Annotated in this window: 17 protein-coding genes; 11 read left to right on the forward strand and 6 right to left on the reverse strand. The window is 71.2% G+C overall.

Annotated features, from left to right (window positions below; all coding sequences use genetic code 11):
• The first annotated feature begins 18 nt into the window (after positions 1–18).
• Both ACSHWO_RS23220 and ACSHWO_RS23225 read left to right on the forward strand, forming a co-directional pair.
• A complete protein-coding gene (locus ACSHWO_RS23220) occupies positions 19–405 on the forward strand; it encodes a MerR family transcriptional regulator (RefSeq protein ID WP_361083682.1) in 387 nt (128 codons plus the stop codon).
• Positions 402–1,418 (forward strand): aldo/keto reductase, encoded by a 1,017-nt coding sequence (locus tag ACSHWO_RS23225; RefSeq protein ID WP_438314460.1) that lies wholly within the window; start codon positions 402–404, stop codon positions 1,416–1,418. The genes ACSHWO_RS23220 and ACSHWO_RS23225 overlap by 4 nt, the downstream gene beginning before the upstream one ends.
• A 37-nt stretch (positions 1,419–1,455) precedes the next feature.
• Here the strand turns inward: ACSHWO_RS23225 and ACSHWO_RS23230 are convergent, their stop codons facing one another.
• The 3 genes from ACSHWO_RS23230 to ACSHWO_RS23240 all read right to left on the reverse strand — a co-directional run bounded on the left by ACSHWO_RS23230 (position 1,456) and on the right by ACSHWO_RS23240 (position 4,441).
• Positions 1,456–2,310: a DUF4429 domain-containing protein gene (locus ACSHWO_RS23230; RefSeq protein ID WP_385841930.1), complete on the reverse strand. Its 855-nt coding sequence runs from the start codon at positions 2,308–2,310 to the stop codon at positions 1,456–1,458.
• A 66-nt stretch (positions 2,311–2,376) separates the two neighbouring features.
• Positions 2,377–3,555, reverse strand: coding sequence for an alpha/beta hydrolase (locus tag ACSHWO_RS23235; RefSeq protein ID WP_438319247.1), 1,179 nt, complete (start codon positions 3,553–3,555; stop codon positions 2,377–2,379).
• Positions 3,556–3,796: 241 nt separating this feature from the next.
• Positions 3,797–4,441: a TetR/AcrR family transcriptional regulator gene (locus ACSHWO_RS23240; RefSeq protein WP_438314464.1), complete on the reverse strand. Its 645-nt coding sequence runs from the start codon at positions 4,439–4,441 to the stop codon at positions 3,797–3,799.
• Positions 4,442–4,682: 241 nt separating this feature from the next.
• Between ACSHWO_RS23240 and ACSHWO_RS23245 the strand changes: the two genes are divergently transcribed.
• Together ACSHWO_RS23245 and ACSHWO_RS23250 are read left to right on the forward strand one after the other, a co-directional pair.
• Positions 4,683–6,299: an MFS transporter gene (locus ACSHWO_RS23245; protein WP_438314467.1), complete on the forward strand. Its 1,617-nt coding sequence runs from the start codon at positions 4,683–4,685 to the stop codon at positions 6,297–6,299.
• A gap of 181 nt (positions 6,300–6,480) precedes the next feature.
• Positions 6,481–6,975, forward strand: a complete 495-nt coding sequence (locus ACSHWO_RS23250; protein WP_438314470.1) for a peptidase inhibitor family I36 protein — start codon at positions 6,481–6,483, stop codon at positions 6,973–6,975.
• Here the strand turns inward: ACSHWO_RS23250 and ACSHWO_RS23255 are convergent.
• Positions 6,956–7,780, reverse strand: a complete 825-nt coding sequence (locus ACSHWO_RS23255; protein ID WP_385841913.1) for a potassium channel family protein — start codon at positions 7,778–7,780, stop codon at positions 6,956–6,958. The genes ACSHWO_RS23250 and ACSHWO_RS23255 overlap by 20 nt on opposite strands.
• Positions 7,781–7,923: 143 nt before the next feature.
• On the reverse strand, positions 7,924–10,656 hold the full coding sequence (gene aceE, locus ACSHWO_RS23260) for a pyruvate dehydrogenase (acetyl-transferring), homodimeric type (protein ID WP_361083661.1): 2,733 nt from the start codon (positions 10,654–10,656) through the stop codon (positions 7,924–7,926).
• A 431-nt stretch (positions 10,657–11,087) separates the two neighbouring features.
• Between aceE and ACSHWO_RS23265 the strand changes: the two genes are divergently transcribed.
• The 6 genes from ACSHWO_RS23265 (at position 11,088) to ACSHWO_RS23290 (ending at position 15,672) form a co-directional block, all read left to right on the forward strand.
• A complete protein-coding gene (locus ACSHWO_RS23265; RefSeq protein WP_361083658.1) occupies positions 11,088–11,516 on the forward strand; it encodes a DUF3052 domain-containing protein in 429 nt (142 codons plus the stop codon).
• 154 nt (positions 11,517–11,670) lie between these two features.
• Complete coding sequence (locus ACSHWO_RS23270; RefSeq protein WP_361083655.1) at positions 11,671–12,129, forward strand: peroxiredoxin; 459 nt, start codon at positions 11,671–11,673, stop codon at positions 12,127–12,129.
• 167 nt (positions 12,130–12,296) lie between these two features.
• The gene (locus tag ACSHWO_RS23275; protein ID WP_361083652.1) at positions 12,297–12,872 is read left to right on the forward strand and encodes a TerD family protein; all 576 of its coding nucleotides are present in this window, start codon (positions 12,297–12,299) and stop codon (positions 12,870–12,872) included.
• 178 nt (positions 12,873–13,050) lie between these two features.
• A complete protein-coding gene (locus ACSHWO_RS23280) occupies positions 13,051–13,626 on the forward strand; it encodes a TerD family protein (protein ID WP_361083649.1) in 576 nt (191 codons plus the stop codon).
• A 25-nt stretch (positions 13,627–13,651) separates the two neighbouring features.
• The gene (locus ACSHWO_RS23285; RefSeq protein ID WP_361083646.1) at positions 13,652–14,764 is read left to right on the forward strand and encodes a DUF475 domain-containing protein; all 1,113 of its coding nucleotides are present in this window, start codon (positions 13,652–13,654) and stop codon (positions 14,762–14,764) included.
• A gap of 170 nt (positions 14,765–14,934) precedes the next feature.
• Complete coding sequence (locus ACSHWO_RS23290) at positions 14,935–15,672, forward strand: TerD family protein (protein WP_385841892.1); 738 nt, start codon at positions 14,935–14,937, stop codon at positions 15,670–15,672.
• 19 nt (positions 15,673–15,691) lie between these two features.
• Here the strand turns inward: ACSHWO_RS23290 and ACSHWO_RS23295 are convergent, their stop codons facing one another.
• Positions 15,692–16,486 (reverse strand): TerD family protein, encoded by a 795-nt coding sequence (locus ACSHWO_RS23295; RefSeq protein WP_438314477.1) that lies wholly within the window; start codon positions 16,484–16,486, stop codon positions 15,692–15,694.
• A 194-nt stretch (positions 16,487–16,680) separates the two neighbouring features.
• Between ACSHWO_RS23295 and ACSHWO_RS23300 the strand changes: the two genes are divergently transcribed.
• Positions 16,681–17,856 carry an HpcH/HpaI aldolase/citrate lyase family protein gene (locus ACSHWO_RS23300; RefSeq protein ID WP_438314480.1) on the forward strand — a complete coding sequence of 392 codons (1,176 nt, stop codon included), beginning with the start codon at positions 16,681–16,683 and terminating at the stop codon, positions 17,854–17,856.
• Positions 17,857–17,862: the final 6 nt, after the last annotated feature.

A 17,862-nucleotide genomic window follows, 5' to 3' on the forward strand; every position in this document is an offset into this window, starting at 1 on the left:
GGTTCTAGCGTGGTCGCCATGAGCCTGACAGGGACGCAGACGCGGTACACGATCAGCGAGGTCGAGGCCCTGACCGGGCTGAGCCAGCACACCCTGCGCTGGTACGAGCGCATCGGCCTGATGCCGCACGTGGACCGCTCCCACTCGGGACAGCGGCGGTTCAGCGACGCCGACCTGCAATGGCTGTCCTTCGTGGGCAAGCTGCGCGCCACCGGGATGTCGGTGGCCGACATGGTGACCTACGCCGAACTGGTCCGCGAGGGGGAGCACACCGTCGACCGGCGGCGCGAGCTCCTGGAGCGGACCCGGCGCGAGGTGCGGGCGCGGATCGCGGAACTCGGCGACGCGCTCGCCGTACTGGACTTCAAGATCGAGCTCTACACGGGGAAGGCGGCACAGCAGTGACGCAGAACAGCACCATCGAACAGGTCGAACTCGGCAAGGGTGGCCCGCGCGTCGGCGTCCAGGGCCTCGGCTGCATGGGCATGAGCGAGTTCTACGGGGAGACGGACGAGGCGGCGGCCCGCGCCACGCTCGGGGCGGCGCTCGACACCGGGGTCACCCTCTTCGACACCGCGGACGTCTACGGGCGGGGCCGCAACGAGGAGTTCCTCGCACCCTTCGTCGCCGCGCACCGCGAGGAGCTGACCCTCGCCACCAAGTTCGGCATCGAGCGCACCGACGACCCGCACCACCGCGGCATACGCAACGACCGGACCTACATCCGCCGCGCGGCGGAGGACAGCCTGAGGCGGCTCGGCACCGAGGTGATCGACCTGTACTACATGCACCGCCGCGACCCGGAGGTCCCGCTGGCCGAATCCGTGGGAGCCATGGCGGAGCTGGTGCAGGAGGGCAAGGTGCGCCACCTGGGGCTCAGCGAGGTCACCGGGCGGGAGCTGCGCGAGGCGTACGCGGTGCACCCGATCGCCGCGCTCCAGTCGGAGTGGTCCCTGTTCAGCCGGGACGTGGAGCGCAGCGCGGTGGCCGCGGCGGCGGAGCTGGGCGTGGCCTTCGTGCCGTACTCCCCGCTCGGCCGCGGCTTCCTGACCGGCGCCTTCGCGGACGCGGCGGAGCTGTCCGAGGGCGACTTCCGGCTCTTCCAGCCGCGGTTCACCGGCGACAACGCCAAGGCCAACGCTGCGCTGTTGGAGCCGGTGCGGCAGGTCGCGCGGGCCCACGGGGCCACCCCGGCGCAGATCGCGCTGGCCTGGGTGCAGCAGCGGGCGCAGGTGCACACGCTGACCGTGGTCCCGATCCCGGGCACCCGCAGGCCGGAGCGGCTCGCGGAGAACACCGCGGCGACCCGGATCACGCTCACCGGGCCGGAGCTGGCCCTGCTGGAGCCGATCGCCGGGCAGGTGGCGGGGGACCGCTACCCGGACATGACCTTCACCTCGGCGGCCCGCGAGGGGTAGCCGCAGACGCGGGCCGGCGCCGCGACCTCCCCGGGGGCTACGCCCCGGGGAGGTCGATGGTGAAACGATCCCGCAGGGCCGAGTACTCCGCGTCCGTCAGCAGGCCCGCGCTGTGCAGCTCGCTCAGGTGGTGCAGGCGCTCGTCCGCGCGCGGCGCCGGCACGGAGGCGACCGGGGTGCGCACGCGCAGCGCGGCCAGCACGGCCGCGGCGAACGGCAGCGACTCGTGCACGGCCCCGTACCCGGTGCCGAAGACGGCGGCGGCCAGGTCGTGGTCCGGCCGCGGGTCGGCCCCGGTGCCGTCCCGGCGTATGAGCCGCAGGTGGCCGCCCGGCCCCTCCGGCGAACGCCATTCGACTCCGGCCAGCTCCGCGAGCGGATAACGCTGGTCGCCCGCCTTCCACTTGGTGCCGGTGGCACCCGTACGCGACCAGTGGAAGCTGACCGCCGAGCCGTCGAAGCCGACGCGCGCGTCGTACGCCTTCAGCTGCAGCGGCGGCTCCGCGACCGGCACCAGGAAGCGTTCGGACGGCTCGTCCGCCTCGGGGCCCAGCCGCTCGCGCAGCCGGTCGGCGAACTCCCGCGCCTGCTCGGCCCGGTCACCCGGCACCACCAGGCGGTACGGGTCGCAGACCTCGCGCAGCTGCCCCGCGGCGGCCTCCATCAGCGGGTCCGCGCCCGGTCTCGGCGCAGCCTGCAGCACCACCGCGTCCCGTCGGCCCGTGGCCGAGCGGGCGGTGAGCTCCACCGCGGAGAGCGCCTCGAAGGGGATCCGCCGCTCCCCGAGGGCATTCCACAGCCTTGGCGTTCGCATCCCCCGGGTGAAGCAGATGAGCACCGAGTCCGAGTCGAACTCCCAGACGGCATGATTTCCGGCCAGTACGTCACCCATGCGGCACATGGTAAAGGGACACGCCCCTGTGCGTCCCCCTCGGCGCGGGGCCCGATTTCCGGGACTCTACGCGTGTCGGTCCGCTTCTGTACCGGAAATTCCACGGCGGCAGGCATCGTCCCCGGTCGCGCAGACCACCGAGTCGAAGGTGGCGGTTCCGATTTTGGCGAAGTTGTCCAGGGAGCTCGTGCCTGGCTCGAAATAGCCGGTATGCCGCTTGGCCCCGGCCGAGGACAGCAACCGCGCGCCGAACTCCGGCGACACCGGGTCCGCCCCGTGCCCCACACCGCCGACCTCCAGGTGCGGCACGTCCGCGATCCAGTCGTCGGAGTCCCGCATGGCCCACACCCGCGCCGAGGTGCGCAGCTCGGCCACCGAGCCCGCACGCATCCCCGGACTGCCGGCGACGACGATGTCCGTCACCCGGTCGGGCAGCGCGTGCGCGGCGACCCCGCAGACCACCGACCCGTAGCTGTGGCAGAACAGCGCCACGCTCGCGTCCCCCGGCAGCGCCGCCGCGAGGGCCTCCAGCCGTACGGCGCCGTCCACCGCCATCCGCCCCGTGACCGCGTCCACGCCGACTCCGGACGGGGCGGTGTAGTCGGCCCAGGCGACGACCGCGGTCCGGCTGCCCGGATCGGCGGCGCGCTCGGCCGCGTACAGCGACTGCGCCATGCCGACCGGGGCGGTCAGCCGGCGCTGCGTGCGCTCGAAGGTGAGGACGTCGGTGTCCACGCCGGGGACGATCACCGAGACCCGCTCGGCCCGGTCGAGGTCGCCGAAGACCTCGGCGACGCGGCCGCCGCCGGTGGGGTTGAAGGCGAGGATCTGCCGGCCGGGCTGGGCGAGGGAGGCGAAACGGTGGGCGCGCCGACCGGCCGCGGTGCGGTCGGCCGGGGTCAGGCTGACGTCGCGGCTGCGGGCCTCCTCGGCCTTCTCCGCCAGCGCGAGGGCGCGCAGGTTGGCGCGGTAGCGCAGGGCGGCGGGCGCCCCGTCGAGGTTGCCGACGACGAACGGGTGGGCGTCGGCGAGCCGGGCCCGCTGGCCGGGGTCGATGCCGGCGAAGAACCGGGCCACCGTGCGCACCGGGGCGTCGGCGGACGGCACCAGCCGGCCATCGATCCGGGCCGTGGACCAGGCGGTGAGGGCGGCGGCCCGCAGCGAGGTGCCGGCATCGGGCCGGTGGACGGCGGTCCAGCCGGTGGTCGCCAGCATGATGAAGACGACCGCCAGCGCGAGCAGCATGCGCAGGACGGCAGGGCGCGGATCGGCGCCGATGGCGGTGGGGTGGGCAAGGCCGGGCAGGTTCACTGGGACCAGCGTATGAGACCGGAACGGGCCCTGAGGCACAGGGTGATGGGGGCCACGGGGTGAGCCGGAACACGGTGACGGGGCTCACGGTGACGGGGCTCACGACCACACGGCCCGCCGCACCCCGGCCGTCGTGACCCGGCTCACGATCGCCCCCGCTCCTGCTGACCGTGTGTCAGCGCCAGTCCGCGGCGAGTGCCGGGCCGATCCCGTCGAGGTACGCGTCGGTCATGTCCCGCAGCGCGGCGACGCTGGCGTCCCCGCCCTGCCCCCACAGCCGTCCGGTGACCCGCATCACACCGGAGAACGCGGCGACGGCCACCCGGGGGCGCGGGTCGGCGTCCACGTCCAGGCCCTCGCGCTCCGCGATCAGCCGGGCCAACTGCTCCTCCAGTTCGGCGCCCCGGCGCAGGTGGACGGCGAGCAGCGCCGGGGTCGACTCGATGAGCTGGTAGGTGCGCATGTACAGGTCGAGCGGGACGACGTCGGCGAGGGCCTCGCCGAGGGTGTCCCACACGTCGCGCGTCGCGGCGCGCAGGGCCGCGAGGGGGCCCTCCGAGGCGGGCCGGGCCCGCAGGGCGGCGAGCAGGTGGGATTCGGCCAGGTCCTGGGCCGCGAAGGCGACCTCCTCCTTGTTGGCGAAGTAACGGAAGAAGGTGCGCTGGGAGACGTCCACGGCGTCGGTGATCTCGTCGACGGTGGTGTGCTCGTACCCCTGCGAGATGAAGAGGAGGAGGGCGGCGCGCAACAGCGCGTCCCGGGTGCGCCGCTTCTTGCGCTCGCGCAGTCCGGGCGACGGGGCCGGCCGCTCGTCGGTCATCACCGCGGGAGTCCTTCCAAGGCTGGTCTCGGGCTGGGTTCAGGCTGGGTTCAGGCTGGGTCCGGGCTGGGTCCGGGCTGGTTCCGCCCGGTTCGGGTGCCGGGCGCGGGGTTTCCAACGCCCGGGACCACCTGCCCGATCTGACGCTGAGTGAGCGGTCAGGGTACCTGTGACCGACGTGACAGCCGCTGCCCCGTTAAGCCGTCTGTGAAGTGTCAGTCGCTGTCACTAGCCTGTTCGCATGACTCATCAGATCACCGTCGACGGCCGCGACGACCGGACACCCGCCAAGGAGCCGGGTGGGGCGCCGTCCCGGTCGGGGCTGCGCGGCCACCCGTGGTTGACCCTCTTCGCCGTGGCCATCGGCGTCATGATGGTCACGCTGGACGGCACGATCGTCGCCGTCGCCAACCCCGAGATCCAGAAGGACCTCGGCGCCTCGCTCTCCGACGTCCAGTGGATAACCAACGGCTACCTGCTGGCGCTCGCCGTCTCCCTCATCACCGCCGGCAAGCTCGGTGACCGTTTCGGCCACCGCCAGACCTTCCTCCTCGGCATCGTCGGCTTCGCCGGCGCGTCCGCCGCGATCGGCCTGTCCTCCAGCGTCGAGTTCCTCGTCGGCTTCCGGGTGGCCCAGGGCCTGTTCGGCGCCCTGCTGATGCCCGCCGCGCTCGGCCTGCTGCGCGCCACCTTCCCCGCCGAGAAACTCAACATGGCCATCGGCATCTGGGGCATGGTCATCGGCGCCTCGACCGCCGGCGGGCCCATCGTCGGCGGACTGCTCGTGGAGCACGTCAACTGGCAGTCCGTCTTCTTCGTCAACGTACCCGTGGGCGTCATCGCCCTGGTCTTCGGCCTGGTCATCCTGCGCGACCACCGCGCCGAGAACGCCCCGCGCTCCTTCGACCTCCCCGGCATCGGCCTGCTGTCGCTCGGGATGTTCTCCCTCGTCTGGGCGCTGATCAAGGCCTCGGAATGGGGCTGGGGCGACACCCTGACCGTGCTGTTCCTCGGCGGGTCCGTGCTCTGCTTCGTGCTCTTCGCCGTCTGGGAGGCCAGAGCCGGCGAGCCGCTGATCCCGCTGGGGATGTTCCGCTCGCTGCCGCTGTCCGCGGGCACCGTGCTCATGGTCCTGATGGCGTTCGCCTTCATGGGCGGCCTGTTCTTCGTCACGTTCTACCTGCAGAACGTGCACGGCATGAGCCCCGTCGACAGCGGCCTGCACCTGCTGCCGCTGACCGGCATGATGATCGTCGGCTCGCCGCTGGCCGGCGCCGCCATCACCGCCGTCGGACCGCGCGTCCCGCTCGTCGCCGGCATGGTCGCCACGGCCGCCGCCTGCTTCGGGCTGTCCGGCCTCACCCCGGGCACCGGCACCCTGGAGATGTCGCTGTGGTTCTGCCTCCTCGGCGTGGGGCTCGCCCCCGTCATGGTCGGCGCCACCGAGGTCATCGTCGGCAACGCCCCGCTGGAGCTGTCCGGTGTGGCCGGCGGGCTCCAGCAGGCCGCCATGCAGGTCGGCGGCAGCCTCGGCACCGCCGTCCTCGGCGCCGTCATGGCCCGCACGGTCGGTGACTCGTTCGGGGACAACTGGCGGGCCGCGGAGCTGCCGCCGCTCGCCCCCGAGCAGCAGGCCCTCGTCGAGAAGGGGGTCCAGGTCGGCATCGCACCCGTCCCGCAGGGCGCGCCGCAGCCGGTCGCCGACGCCATCAGCAAGGTCGCGCACGACACCTTCGTGTCCGGTATGAGCACCGCCTTCACCGTCGCCGGCGTCGTCGCGGTCCTCGCCGCGGTCGTGGCCTGCTTCACCAAGCGCGGTGAGAACGCCGCCGCGGGGGCGGGCGCGGCCCACGTCTGAGCCCTGCGCCGTCAACCCGCTGTGCACCACAGCCCCGCCGGACGGTTCCGGCGGGGCTGTCGCCTATCAGGGTGGACCCGCCCGAACCCCCTTCCGTCGGACCGTCCGCGCAGGTCAGCGTGGTGGCCGAGCCGCTGCGGAACAGGTCCGGGGCGGCACGTCCACAAGGAGTCGACCCGTCATGCGTACGAGTTCCCCCACAGGTGTCACGCTGGCCCGCACCTTCACTGCCTCCGCCGCCCGCACCACGTCCCGTACGGCCACGGCCACGGCCACGGCCCGCGCCACCTCCGGACGCGCCCATGCGGTCCTGGCCGTGGCCGCCCTGGTGCTGGCCGCCCTCCTGCCCGGCGCCTCCACCACCGCGCACGCCGCGGGCCCGCCGCCGAAGAGGGCGGTGCCCTGCGCGAGCGGGCAGCTGTGCCTGTGGGCGCAGCCCGACTTCAAGGGCAAGCGGCACGTCCACGAGCTGAGCAGCCTGGACGTCAACAGCTGCACCGCGCTGCCCGCCGGGACCAGCGTCCAGTCCCTCGTCAACCGCACCGGGCGGCCGGTGACCACCTACCAGTCGGCCGAGTGCGCCGAGACGGGCGAGTTCCAGACCTACCCCGGTGACGGGGTCCAGCTCCCGGAGTCGCCCTACCTGGTGCGTGCCTTCAAGGTGTGGGAACGCTAGCGGGCCCCGCCGCCGGAGCCACCGCGGCCGCCGGGGCCGCCTCGGACCCCTGGGCCGGAGCCCCGGTCCGCCCGTCCGGGGCGGTCCCGCCCAGCCGGGCGACCTCGGCGCGCAGGGCCCGTACCTCCGCGGTCAGCTCGGCGATGGCCGCGGTCTGCGCGCGCTCGGCCTGGTCGTCGAACTCGAAGCGGGCGATGAACCAGGCCGCGATGTTCGCGGTGACCACCCCGAGCAGGGCGATCCCGGAGAGCATCAGCCCGACCGCGAGCACCCGCCCCAGCCCGGTGGTGGGGGAGTGGTCGCCGTACCCGACGGTGGTCATCGTGGTGAAGCTCCACCACACGGCGTCGCCCAGGTTCCGGATGTTGCCGTCGGGCGCGTCCCGCTCCACGCTCAGCACCGCCAGGGAGCCGAACATCATCAGCCCCACCACCGCGCCCGCCACGTACGTGGTGAGCCTGATCTGCGGGGCCATCCGGGCCCGCCGGCCCACCAGCAGCAGGGTGGACACCAGCCGCAGCAGCCGCAGCGGCTGGATCATCGGCAGCAGCACCGCGGTCAGGTCCAGCCAGTGCCCGCGGACGAAGCTCTTCTTGGACTCCGACAGGGCCAGCCGCACCAGGTAGTCGAAGGCGAACGACGCCCACACCACCCACTCGGTGACCGTGCAGGCACGGTGCACCCGCGCGTCCGCGTCGGGGACCACGATCGGTACGGCGTAGGCGACGGCGAACGCCACGGCGAGGACGAGCAGCGGGGTCTGGCTCCGCCGCTCCCACCGCAGCTGGCGGGACGGTTCCTTCATACGCAGCATCGTAAGGAACGCGTAAAGCTCACTGGCCGGCGCAGGCGGTGCGGAGGCCGTCGCACGGCGGCGGGCCGGGGCGCACACCCGCACCCCGGCCCGCCGACCGTCACCGCAGCCCCCCGGGCCCTCCCGGTCCGCCGTTACGCGTCGCCGCCCGCCGCGCCCGGATCGGCGGCGGCCACGTCCAGCAGCCGGTAGCGGTCCACGGCCTGCTTCAGCGCGGAGCGGTCCACCCGGCCCGCCTTGGCGAGCTCGGTCAGCACCGCCAGCACCACCGACTGGGCGTCGATGTGGAAGAAGCGCCGCGCCGCACCCCGCGTGTCCGCGAAGCCGAACCCGTCCGCACCCAGGGAGGTGTACGCGCCCGGCACCCACCGTGCGATCTGGTCCGGGACCGCCCGCATCCAGTCCGAGACCGCGACGAACGGGCCGTCGCCGGCCGACAGCTTCCGCGTCACGTACGGAACGCGCTGCTCCTCCTCCGGGTGGAGCAGGTTGTGCTCCTCCACCGCGACGGCCTCGCGGCGCAGCTCGTTCCAGGAGGTCGCCGACCAGACGTCCGCCTTGACGTTCCACTCCTCGGCGAGGATCCGCTGTGCCTCCAGGGCCCACGGCACCGCCACGCCCGAGGCCAGGATCTGTGCCGGGACGGAGCCGGACGTGCCCGTCGCCACCCGGTGGATGCCCTTGAGGATGCCGTCCACGTCGACGTTGGCCGGCTCGGCCGGGTGCTGGATCGGCTCGTTGTAGACGGTCAGGTAGTAGAAGACGTCCTCGGCCTCGGGTCCGTACATGCGCCGCAGGCCGTCCTTGACGATGTGCGCGATCTCGTAGCCGTAGGCCGGGTCGTACGCGACGCACCCCGGGTTCGTCGCCGCCAGCAGCTGGGAGTGGCCGTCGGCGTGCTGGAGGCCCTCACCCGTCAGGGTGGTCCGGCCCGCCGTCGCCCCCAGGACGAAGCCGCGGGCCAGCTGGTCGGCCATCTGCCAGAACTGGTCACCCGTGCGCTGGAAACCGAACATCGAGTAGAAGACGTAGACCGGGATCAGCGGCTCGCCGTGCGTCGCGTACGCAGAGCCGGCCGCGATCAGCGAGGCCGTGCAGCCCGCCTCCGAGATGCCGTCGTGGAGCATCTGGCCGGTCGGGGACTCCTTGTACGCGAGCAGCAGCTCGCGGTCGACGGACTCGTACTGCTGCCCCAGCGGGTTGTAGATCTTGGCGCTCGGGAAGAACGAGTCCATGCCGAAGGTGCGGTACTCGTCCGGCGCGATCAGCACGAACCGCCGGCCGATCTCCTTGTCCCGCATCAGGTCCTTCAGCAGCCGGACGAAGGCCATCGTCGTCGCGATCGACTGCTGGCCGGAGCCCTTCTTGACCGCCGCGTACGCCTTGTCGTCCGGCAGCTCCAGCGGCTTCGCCCGCACCACCCGCGTCGGGACGTAGCCGCCCAGCGCCTTGCGGCGGTCGTGCATGTACTGGATCTCCGGCGAGTTGCGGCCCGGGTGGTAGTACGGCGGGGCGCCGCTCTCCAGCTGCCCGTCGGTGATGGGGATGTGCAGGCGGTCGCGGAAGCGCTTGAGGTCGTCGACCGTCAGCTTCTTCATCTGGTGCGTGGCGTTGCGGCCCTCGAAGTTCGGGCCGAGCGTCCAGCCCTTGATCGTCTTCGCCAGGATCACCGTCGGCTGGCCCTTGTGGGCGCGGGCCGCCGCGTACGCCGCGTAGATCTTGCGGTGGTCGTGGCCGCCGCGCCCCAGGTGCAGGATCTGGTCGTCGGTCATGTCCGCGACCATCGCGCGCAGCCGCTGGTCGTCGCCGAAGAAGTGGTCCCGGATGTACCCGCCCGTCTCGGTGGCGTACGTCTGGAACTGGCCGTCCGGCGTCGAGTTCATCTTGTTGACGAGGATGCCGTCGCGGTCCTGCGCCAGCAGCGGGTCCCAGGAGCGGTCCCAGATCAGCTTGATGACGTTCCAGCCGGCCCCGCGGAAGATCGACTCCAGTTCCTGGATGACCTTGCCGTTGCCGCGCACCGGGCCGTCGAGGCGCTGCAGGTTGCAGTTGACGACGAACGTGAGGTTGTCCAGGCCCTCCCGGGCCGCCAGCGACAGCTGGCCCAGCGACTCCGGTTCGTCCATCTCGCCGTCGCCGAGGTACGCCCAAACGTGTGATGCGGAGGTGTCCGCGATGCCGCGCGCCTCCATGTAGCGGTTCATCCGGGCCTGGTAGATGGCGCCGATCGGGCCCAGGCCCATCGAGACCGTCGGGAACTCCCAGAAGTCCGGCATCAGCCGCGGGTGCGGGTAGCTGGACAGGCCGTACGGGGCCTTCGACTTCTCCTGGCGGAACGCGTCGAGCTGCTGCTCGGAGAGCCGGTCCAGCAGGTAGGCGCGGGCGTAGACGCCGGGGGAGGCGTGGCCCTGGAAGAAGATCTGGTCGCCGCCGTCGCCCTCGTCCTTGCCCCGGAAGAAGTGGTTGAAGCCCACGTCGTAGAGGGAGGCCGAGGAGGCGAAGGTCGCGATGTGGCCGCCGACGCCGATGCCCGGGCGCTGGGCCCGGGAGACCATGACGGCCGCGTTCCACCGGGTGGCGTTGAGGATCTTGCGTTCGATCTCCTCGTTGCCGGGGAAGAACGGCTCGTCCTTGGTCGCGATCGTGTTGACGTAGTCCGAGCTGCGCATCTCGGGCACGGCCACGCGCCGCTCGCGGGCCCGCTCGATCAGGCGCAGCATGAGATAGCGGGCCCGCTCACGGCCGCGTTCGTCGACGGCGGCGTCGAGGGAGTCGAGCCACTCCCGCGTCTCCTCCGGATCGAAGTCCGGGACCTGGCTCGGCAGGCCGCCAATGATGATCGGGTTGCGATCGGATGCGGAAGCCACGCTGTTCCTTCGCTGTCAGGGGAGTCGTGCCTGGTTCGCCGCCTCCCATGGTCTTACGCTCGGTCGGAATCGTCATCTTTACCAGTGGGTAATCCCTGGAGTCGGGCGATTCGGTGAGGACGCCGGCGACCGCACGGCAGCGGATCGCTCCCGGTAGCCGGCGATCACCCGTCCGCAAGGATGTCCGGTCCCTCAAACAGGTAAGAAGTTCCCAGGCGATGCCGAATCAGCTGCAATGGTGTGGGATGAATCACCACGGGGCCGTGCGGGAAGGCTGAAAGTTGCGGCGAGACGGCCGCAATCGTCACCGTTTCGGCGGTCCCGGCGGCCGGGTACTTGCGCGATCCGCCGCGCCCGTGTGGACTACGCCCAATGCTGCGCGTACGCGCGCGGCCGAAGAACATTCACCGAACATGAGCAGGAGGCACCCCGTGAGCGCGACCGCGGACCACGCGGAGAGCCTGGCCGCCCGGCTGGGTTTCCAGTCCGAACAGGTGGTCCAGGAGATCGGCTACGACGAAGACGTCGATCAGGAGTTCCGCGATGAGATCGAGGAACTGATCGGCAACGACCTCGTCGACGAGGACTACGACGACGTGGCCGACGCGGTGCTGCTGTGGTTCCGCAACGAGGACGGCGATCTGACCGACGCCCTCGTCGACGCCACCGAGATGGTCGAGGAGGCGGCGCTGATCCTGCTGCTGACCCCGAAGACGGGCCGTCCCGGTTACGTCGAGGCCAGCGACATCAGCGAGGCCGCCGAGACCGCCGGCCTGTCGCAGACGAGGCCCGTCAGCGTCGGCAAGGAGTGGGCCGCCAGCAAGCTGGTGACCCCCAAGGCCGCCAAGTCCAAGCGCTGAACGACGCGCCGTAGCCGAGCGCCGCAGCCAAGCGGAAACACACCCCGCCGACCCCCGTCGGCGGGGTGTGTGCGTCTGCGGGTCCCGGCCCCTAGGCTGGCACTCTCACTCGAACAGTCGAACGCAGGGATGCGGGAACGAAGGGATGCGACAGATGGCCATCGAGATCGGCAGCAAGGCCCCGGACTTCGAGCTCAAGGACAACCACGGCGCCACCGTCCGGCTCGCCGACTTCCGCGGCGAGAAGGCCGTGGTGCTGCTGTTCTACCCGTTCGCCTTCACCGGTGTGTGCACCGGCGAGCTGTGCGAGCTGCGCGACCAGCTGCCCCGCTTCCAGAACGACGACGTCCAGCTCCTCGCGGTCTCCAACGACTCGGTGCCGACCCTGCGCGTCTTCGCCGAGAAGGAGGGCCTCGACTACCCGCTGCTGTCCGACTTCTGGCCGCACGGCGAGACCTCCCGCGCGTACGGCGTCTTCGACGAGGAGAAGGGCTGCGCGGTCCGCGGCACCTTCATCATCGACAAGGAGGGCACCGTGCGCTGGACCGTCGTCAACGGGCTGCCCGACGCGCGTGACCTGAACGAGTACATCAAGGCGCTCGACAGCCTGTGAGCCGCCTTCCCGTTCGGCCTGGCGGTTCCGCGGGCAAAAACCGTATGCCGGCGGGAACCCGTCACTAGGATCAGCACGTTGATCCGGTAGCTCCCCCAGCCCTCGCTGGGAGGGCCCCCATCGCACGGCAGGGGCACCGCCCCGGACATGAATTCATTGGAGGACCCGTGGGAGTCAGCCTCAGCAAGGGCGGTAACGTCTCGCTGACCAAGGCCGCGCCGAACCTGACGGCAGTGCTCGTCGGTCTGGGCTGGGACGCTCGCACCACCACCGGTGTCGACTTCGACCTCGACGCCAGCGCGATCCTGACCAACGACCAGGGCAAGGTCACCAGCGACTCGAACTTCGTGTTCTTCAACAACCTGAAGAGCCCGGACGGCTCGGTCGAGCACACCGGTGACAACCTCACCGGTGAGGGCGAGGGCGACGACGAGGCGATCAAGGTGAACCTGGCCGGCGTCCCGGCCGACGTCGCCAAGATCGTCTTCCCGGTTTCGATCTACGAGGCGGACAGCCGCCAGCAGAGCTTCGGCCAGGTGCGCAACGCGTACATCCGCGTCGTGAACCAGGCGGACAACACCGAGCTCGCCCGCTACGACCTCTCCGAGGACGCCTCGACCGAGACCGCCATGGTCTTCGGCGAGCTCTACCGCAACGGCGCGGAGTGGAAGTTCCGCGCCATCGGCCAGGGTTACGCCTCCGGCCTGGCCGGCATCGCGCGGGACTTCGGCGTCAACGTCTGATCCCGCCTGCTGTTCACCCGTCCGGCGCCGTGCACACCCCGTGTACGGCGCCGGACGCGCTTGCACCACCGCACTGCCGCACCACCGCGCTGCTGGACCACTGCGCCACCGCACTGCCGGCCCGCCCGCGCCCACGCGGCGGGCCACGACCACCACGTCGTCCGGGGAGGACTTCAACATGGGCGTCACACTCGCCAAGGGGGGCAACGTCTCCCTGTCCAAGGCCGCACCGAACCTCACCCGGGTCCTGGTCGGTCTGGGCTGGGACGCGCGTTCGACGACAGGGGCCGACTTCGACCTCGACGCCAGCGCGCTGATGTGCCGCGACGGCCGGGTCCTGGGGGACCGGTACTTCGTCTTCTACAACAACCTCAAGAGCCCCGAGGGTTCCGTCGAACACACGGGCGACAACCTCACCGGCGAGGGTGACGGCGACGACGAGTCGATCATCGTCGACCTGACCAAGGTGCCGACCGAGGTCGACAAGATCGTCTTCCCGGTCTCCATCCACGAGGCGGACGCCCGTCGGCAGACGTTCGGGCAGATCACCAATGCCTTCATCCGCGTGGTGAACGAGTCGGACGGCCAGGAGCTGGCCCGCTACGACCTCACCGAGGACGCCTCGACCGAGACCGCAATGATCTTCGGCGAGGTGTACCGGTACGGCGGCGAATGGAAGTTCCGGGCAGTGGGTCAGGGGTACGCGTCGGGCCTGAGGGGCATCGCTCTAGACTTCGGGGTCAACGTTTCGTAAAGCCGTACGAGAACATGGGGTGCCAGTGGTTCTGAAAACCTTCGGCTGGTCGTTCGCCATCACGGCGCTCGGCCTTGCCTTCGCCGCTTGGCAGTGGGGGTGGGAGGCGTTCGGGATCGTGCTGATCCTGTCGATCCTCGAAATCTCGCTGTCCTTCGACAACGCGGTCGTCAACGCCGGAATCCTGAAGAAGATGAACGCCTTCTGGCAGAAGATCTTCCTGACGGTCGGCGTCCTGATCGCGGTCTTCGGCATGCGGCTGGTGTTCCCCGTGGCCATCGTCGCGATCAGCGCCAAGGTGGGCCCGATCGAGGCCATCGAGCTGGCCCTGGACCACCCTGACCAGTACGAGGCGCTGGTCACCGACGCCCACCCGGCGATCGCGGCCTTCGGCGGCATGTTCCTCTTGATGATCTTCCTCGACTTCGTCTTCGAGGAGCGCGAGCACAAGTGGCTCGCCTGGCTGGAGCGGCCGCTGGCCAAGCTCGGCAAGGTCGACATGCTCTCCGTGTGCATCGCCCTGATCGCCCTCCTGGTCACCGCGATGACCTTCGCGACGAACGCCCACACCAGCACGGGCCACGCGGACAAGTCCGCCACCGTCCTGCTCGCCGGCGTCGCCGGTCTGATCACCTACCTGATCGTCGGCGGCCTCTCCTCCTACTTCGAGGACAAGCTGGAGGAGGAAGAGGAGCGCGAGCACGAGGAGGAGGAGAAGGCCAAGGCAGCGGGCAAGCAGGTCTCCGCGGTCGGCCTGGCCGGCAAGGCGGCGTTCTTCCTGTTCCTCTACCTCGAGGTCCTCGACGCCTCCTTCTCCTTCGACGGCGTCATCGGTGCCTTCGCCATCACCAACCACATCTTCTGGATGGCGCTCGGCCTCGGCATCGGTGCCATGTACGTCCGCTCGCTCACGGTCTACCTGGTCCGCCAGGGCACCCTGGACGACTACGTCTACCTGGAGCACGGCGCGCACTACGCGATCGGCGCGCTCGCGGTCATCCTGCTCGTCACCATCCAGCACGAGATCAGCGAGATCATCACCGGTCTCATCGGCGTGGTCCTGATCGCCGCCTCGTTCTGGTCCTCCGTGCGCCGCAACAAGCGGCTGGAGCTGGAGGGCGCCTCCGCGGAGGCGTGACCTTCCGCCGAGGCATGACCGCGGCGGTATTGCGGAACGCTCCATGCGGGGCGGCCTGCTGGGTCCACGGACCCGGAAGGCCGCCCCGTCGGCGTAGCCGCGCCCGTGCGGGGGCCCGCGCGGGGACCACAGGGGGATCAGGGGATCCCGGCAGTGAGGGGGGACAGGGGATGGGATTCTTCGACGGCATCAGGGGCAGCCGCGCCCTGCAGTTCGACTCGGGCAACGCCTCTTCGGCGATCGAGCTCACCAAGCGGCACCCGACGGTGTCGCTGACCAAGCAGGGGGCCGTGCACGGCAATCTGCGCGTCAACCTGTCCTGGCGGATGCGCAGCTCCGACATCGGCGGTCGCAGCGGCCAGAGCGGGCAGCTGCTGCGGCACCCCTTCAAGCTGTTCAAGCCGGACGTGGTGCAGGGGCACACCCAGGGCGTGGTCAACGTCGACCTCGACATCGGCTGTCTGTACGAGCTGGCCGACGGCACCCGGGGCGTCGTCCAGCCGCTGGGCAACCTCCTGGGCGACGTCAACAGCCCCCCGTACGTGAAGCTCAGCGGCGACGACCGGTTCGGTGCGCCCTCCGGCGAGACGATCTTCGTCAACCTCGACCATGCGGACGAGATCAAGCGGCTGCTGGTGTTCGTCTACATCTACGACGAGACCCCGGCCTTCGACCGGACCCACGCCCTGGTCACCCTGTACCCGATCACCGGGCCGCGGATCGAGATCCCCCTGGAGGAGCGCCACCCGCAGGCCCGCTCCTGCGCGGTGGTCTCCCTGGAGCACGTCAAGGGCGAGCTGGTCGTGCGCCGCGAGGTGAAGTTCGTGTACGGGTTCCAGGCCGAGCTGGACCGGCTGTACGGGTGGGGCCTGCAGTGGGGGCGGGGCTACAAGAGCGCCAAGGCCTGACCGCCCCCACCGGTCGGCGTCAGCGGCGGACGAACTGCGGGCCCTGGACCGGCAGCCGGAACGACGGGTCGCCGCCGGGGGCCGGCACCGGCGCCGGGGACACCGGCTGCGGGTACCCGTACGCCGGCTGCGCGGCCGGCGGGGCCTGCGTCTGCGGCGTCGGCTGGTGCCCGGGCGGCGGCGTCGGCGGCTGCATCGCGGCCGTCTGCTCGGAGGTGGGTCCGGCTGCGCCCGCGCCGGCGGACGCGCCCTCGGCGCCCTCGGCGGCGTTCTCGTCCACCGAGATCCCGTGGTCGGTCGCCAGCCCCACCAGCCCGTCGGAGTAGCCCTCGCCGAGCGCGCGGAACTTCCAGGCGTCGCCCCGGCGGTACAGCTCACCGCAGATCAGCGCCGTCTCGGCGCCGGTCTCGGGCCGTACGTCGAAGTAGGCCAGCGGTTCGGCGCCGCCGGTCGCGGTGGCGTCGTACAGCAGGATCCGCAGGTCGTGGACCCGCTCGAACGGCACGTCCTCGGCAGAGGCGACCACCAGGATCCGGTCCACCACCGGGGGCACCGTCCGCAGGTCCGCCTGGACGGCGTCGGTGACGGAGTCGCCGACCTGCTTCTTGCCGAGCCGCCACACCGACCCGGAGGGGTGTCGGGGCTGGTTGTAGAAGACGAAGTCCCCGTCCGAGCGCACCCGTCCGTCCGGGCCCACCAGCAGCGCCGAGGCGTCCACGTCCGGTACGTCGGGACCGCCGGTCCAGCGCAGTACCGCCCGGACCGCCACCGTGGTCACCGGGATGTTCGAGCCCTTCTGCATCGCGTGCGTCATGCCCGTCATCCTGCCCTCCCGGGGCGGCGCGGAACAACGCGGCCCCCCGCAGGGCCTTGCCGCGGCCGCCGACCGTGGGCATGGTGCATAAGGGTTACCTGAACTTCATGTGCTTGAGGAACTCTTGACCGAGATTCGTACGTACTATTACCGGCCACGCCAGTTGGGCCGCCGAGGCAGTACGGGGGAAGCACATGCGTCACTTTGGGCACATATCGCCCGCGGTCCGCAAGGAACTCTTCTACATGGAGCCGGCCGAGTTCACTGCCGCCTCCCCCGCACGCCTGCTCGCCGCCGCGCTCGGAGCCACCCTCTACAGCCCGGCCACCCGCCCGAACCTCGCCGCCGACATCCGCAAGCAGGCCGCCCGAGGAGTCGTCTCCATGGTCCTCTGCCTGGAGGACTCCATCAGCGACGGCGACGTGGACGGCGCCGAGGAGAACCTCGTGCGCCAGTTCGCCGCCCTCGACGAGCAGGGCGCGGACGGCCCGGAGAGCCCCCTCCTCTTCATCCGGGTCCGCACCCCCGAGCAGATCCCCGACCTCGCCCGCCGGCTCGGCGGCTCCGTGCACCGGCTGGCCGGATTCGTCCTGCCCAAGTTCACCGCGAGCCGAGGCGCCGCCTTCCTCGACGCCGTGGCCGAGGCGGAGGCCCTCACCGGCCTCCCGCGGCTCTACGCCATGCCCGTCCTGGAAACCCCGGACCTGCTCCACCTCGAAACCCGCGTCGAAGCCCTCGCCGGGATCTCCCGCGCGGTCAACCGGTACCGCGAGCGCGTGCTCGCCCTGCGGCTCGGCGTCACCGACTTCTGCTCCGTGTACGGCCTGCGCCGCACCCCCGACATGACCGCGTACGACGTCCAGATCGTCGCCGGGGTCATCGCCGACGTGGTCAACGTGCTCAGCCGCGCCGACGGCACCGGCTTCACCGTGACCGGCCCCGTCTGGGAGTACTTCCGCCGCCAGCAGCGCCTCTTCAAGCCGCAGCTGCGGCGCAGCCCCTTCCTGGAGGAGGGCGCCGAGGAACTGCGCACCACCCTGATCGAGCACGACCTCGACGGGCTGCTGCGCGAGATCGAACTCGACCGGGCCAACGGCCTCCTCGGCAAGACCTGCATCCACCCGGCGCACGTCACGCCCGTGCACGCGCTGTCGGTGGTCTCCCACGAGGAGTTCAGCGACGCCCAGGACATCCTGCGCCCCGAGCGCACCGGCGGCGGCGTCATGCGCTCCGCCTACACGAACAAGATGAACGAGGTGAAGCCCCACCGCGCCTGGGCCGAACGCACCATGCTGCGCGCCGAGGTGTTCGGGGTGGCGAGGGAGCAGGTCGGCTTCGTCGACCTGCTCACGGCCGGGCTCCAGGTGTGAGTGTGT

Origin of the sequence: Streptomyces pallidus (ex Mingjun et al. 2026) (assembly GCF_051550185.1) — a bacterium.
GTDB lineage: Bacteria > Actinomycetota > Actinomycetes > Streptomycetales > Streptomycetaceae > Streptomyces.

Bases quoted from the DNA above. Each gene is read 5' to 3' on its own strand.
- ACSHWO_RS23220 (WP_361083682.1), top strand. From the start codon at position 19: ATGAGCCTGACAGGGACGCAGACGCGGTACACGATCAGCGAGGTCGAG.
- ACSHWO_RS23230 (WP_385841930.1), bottom strand. From the start codon at position 2,310: ATGGGTGACGTACTGGCCGGAAATCATGCCGTCTGGGAGTTCGACTCG.
- ACSHWO_RS23235 (WP_438319247.1), bottom strand. From the start codon at position 3,555: ATGCTGCTCGCGCTGGCGGTCGTCTTCATCATGCTGGCGACCACCGGC.
- ACSHWO_RS23240 (WP_438314464.1), bottom strand. From the start codon at position 4,441: ATGACCGACGAGCGGCCGGCCCCGTCGCCCGGACTGCGCGAGCGCAAG.
- ACSHWO_RS23245 (WP_438314467.1), top strand. From the start codon at position 4,683: ATGACTCATCAGATCACCGTCGACGGCCGCGACGACCGGACACCCGCC.
- ACSHWO_RS23250 (WP_438314470.1), top strand. From the start codon at position 6,481: ATGCGTACGAGTTCCCCCACAGGTGTCACGCTGGCCCGCACCTTCACT.
- ACSHWO_RS23255 (WP_385841913.1), bottom strand. From the start codon at position 7,780: ATGAAGGAACCGTCCCGCCAGCTGCGGTGGGAGCGGCGGAGCCAGACC.
- ACSHWO_RS23270 (WP_361083655.1), top strand. From the start codon at position 11,671: ATGGCCATCGAGATCGGCAGCAAGGCCCCGGACTTCGAGCTCAAGGAC.
- ACSHWO_RS23280 (WP_361083649.1), top strand. From the start codon at position 13,051: ATGGGCGTCACACTCGCCAAGGGGGGCAACGTCTCCCTGTCCAAGGCC.
- ACSHWO_RS23290 (WP_385841892.1), top strand. From the start codon at position 14,935: ATGGGATTCTTCGACGGCATCAGGGGCAGCCGCGCCCTGCAGTTCGAC.
- ACSHWO_RS23295 (WP_438314477.1), bottom strand. From the start codon at position 16,486: ATGACGCACGCGATGCAGAAGGGCTCGAACATCCCGGTGACCACGGTG.
- ACSHWO_RS23300 (WP_438314480.1), top strand. From the start codon at position 16,681: ATGCGTCACTTTGGGCACATATCGCCCGCGGTCCGCAAGGAACTCTTC.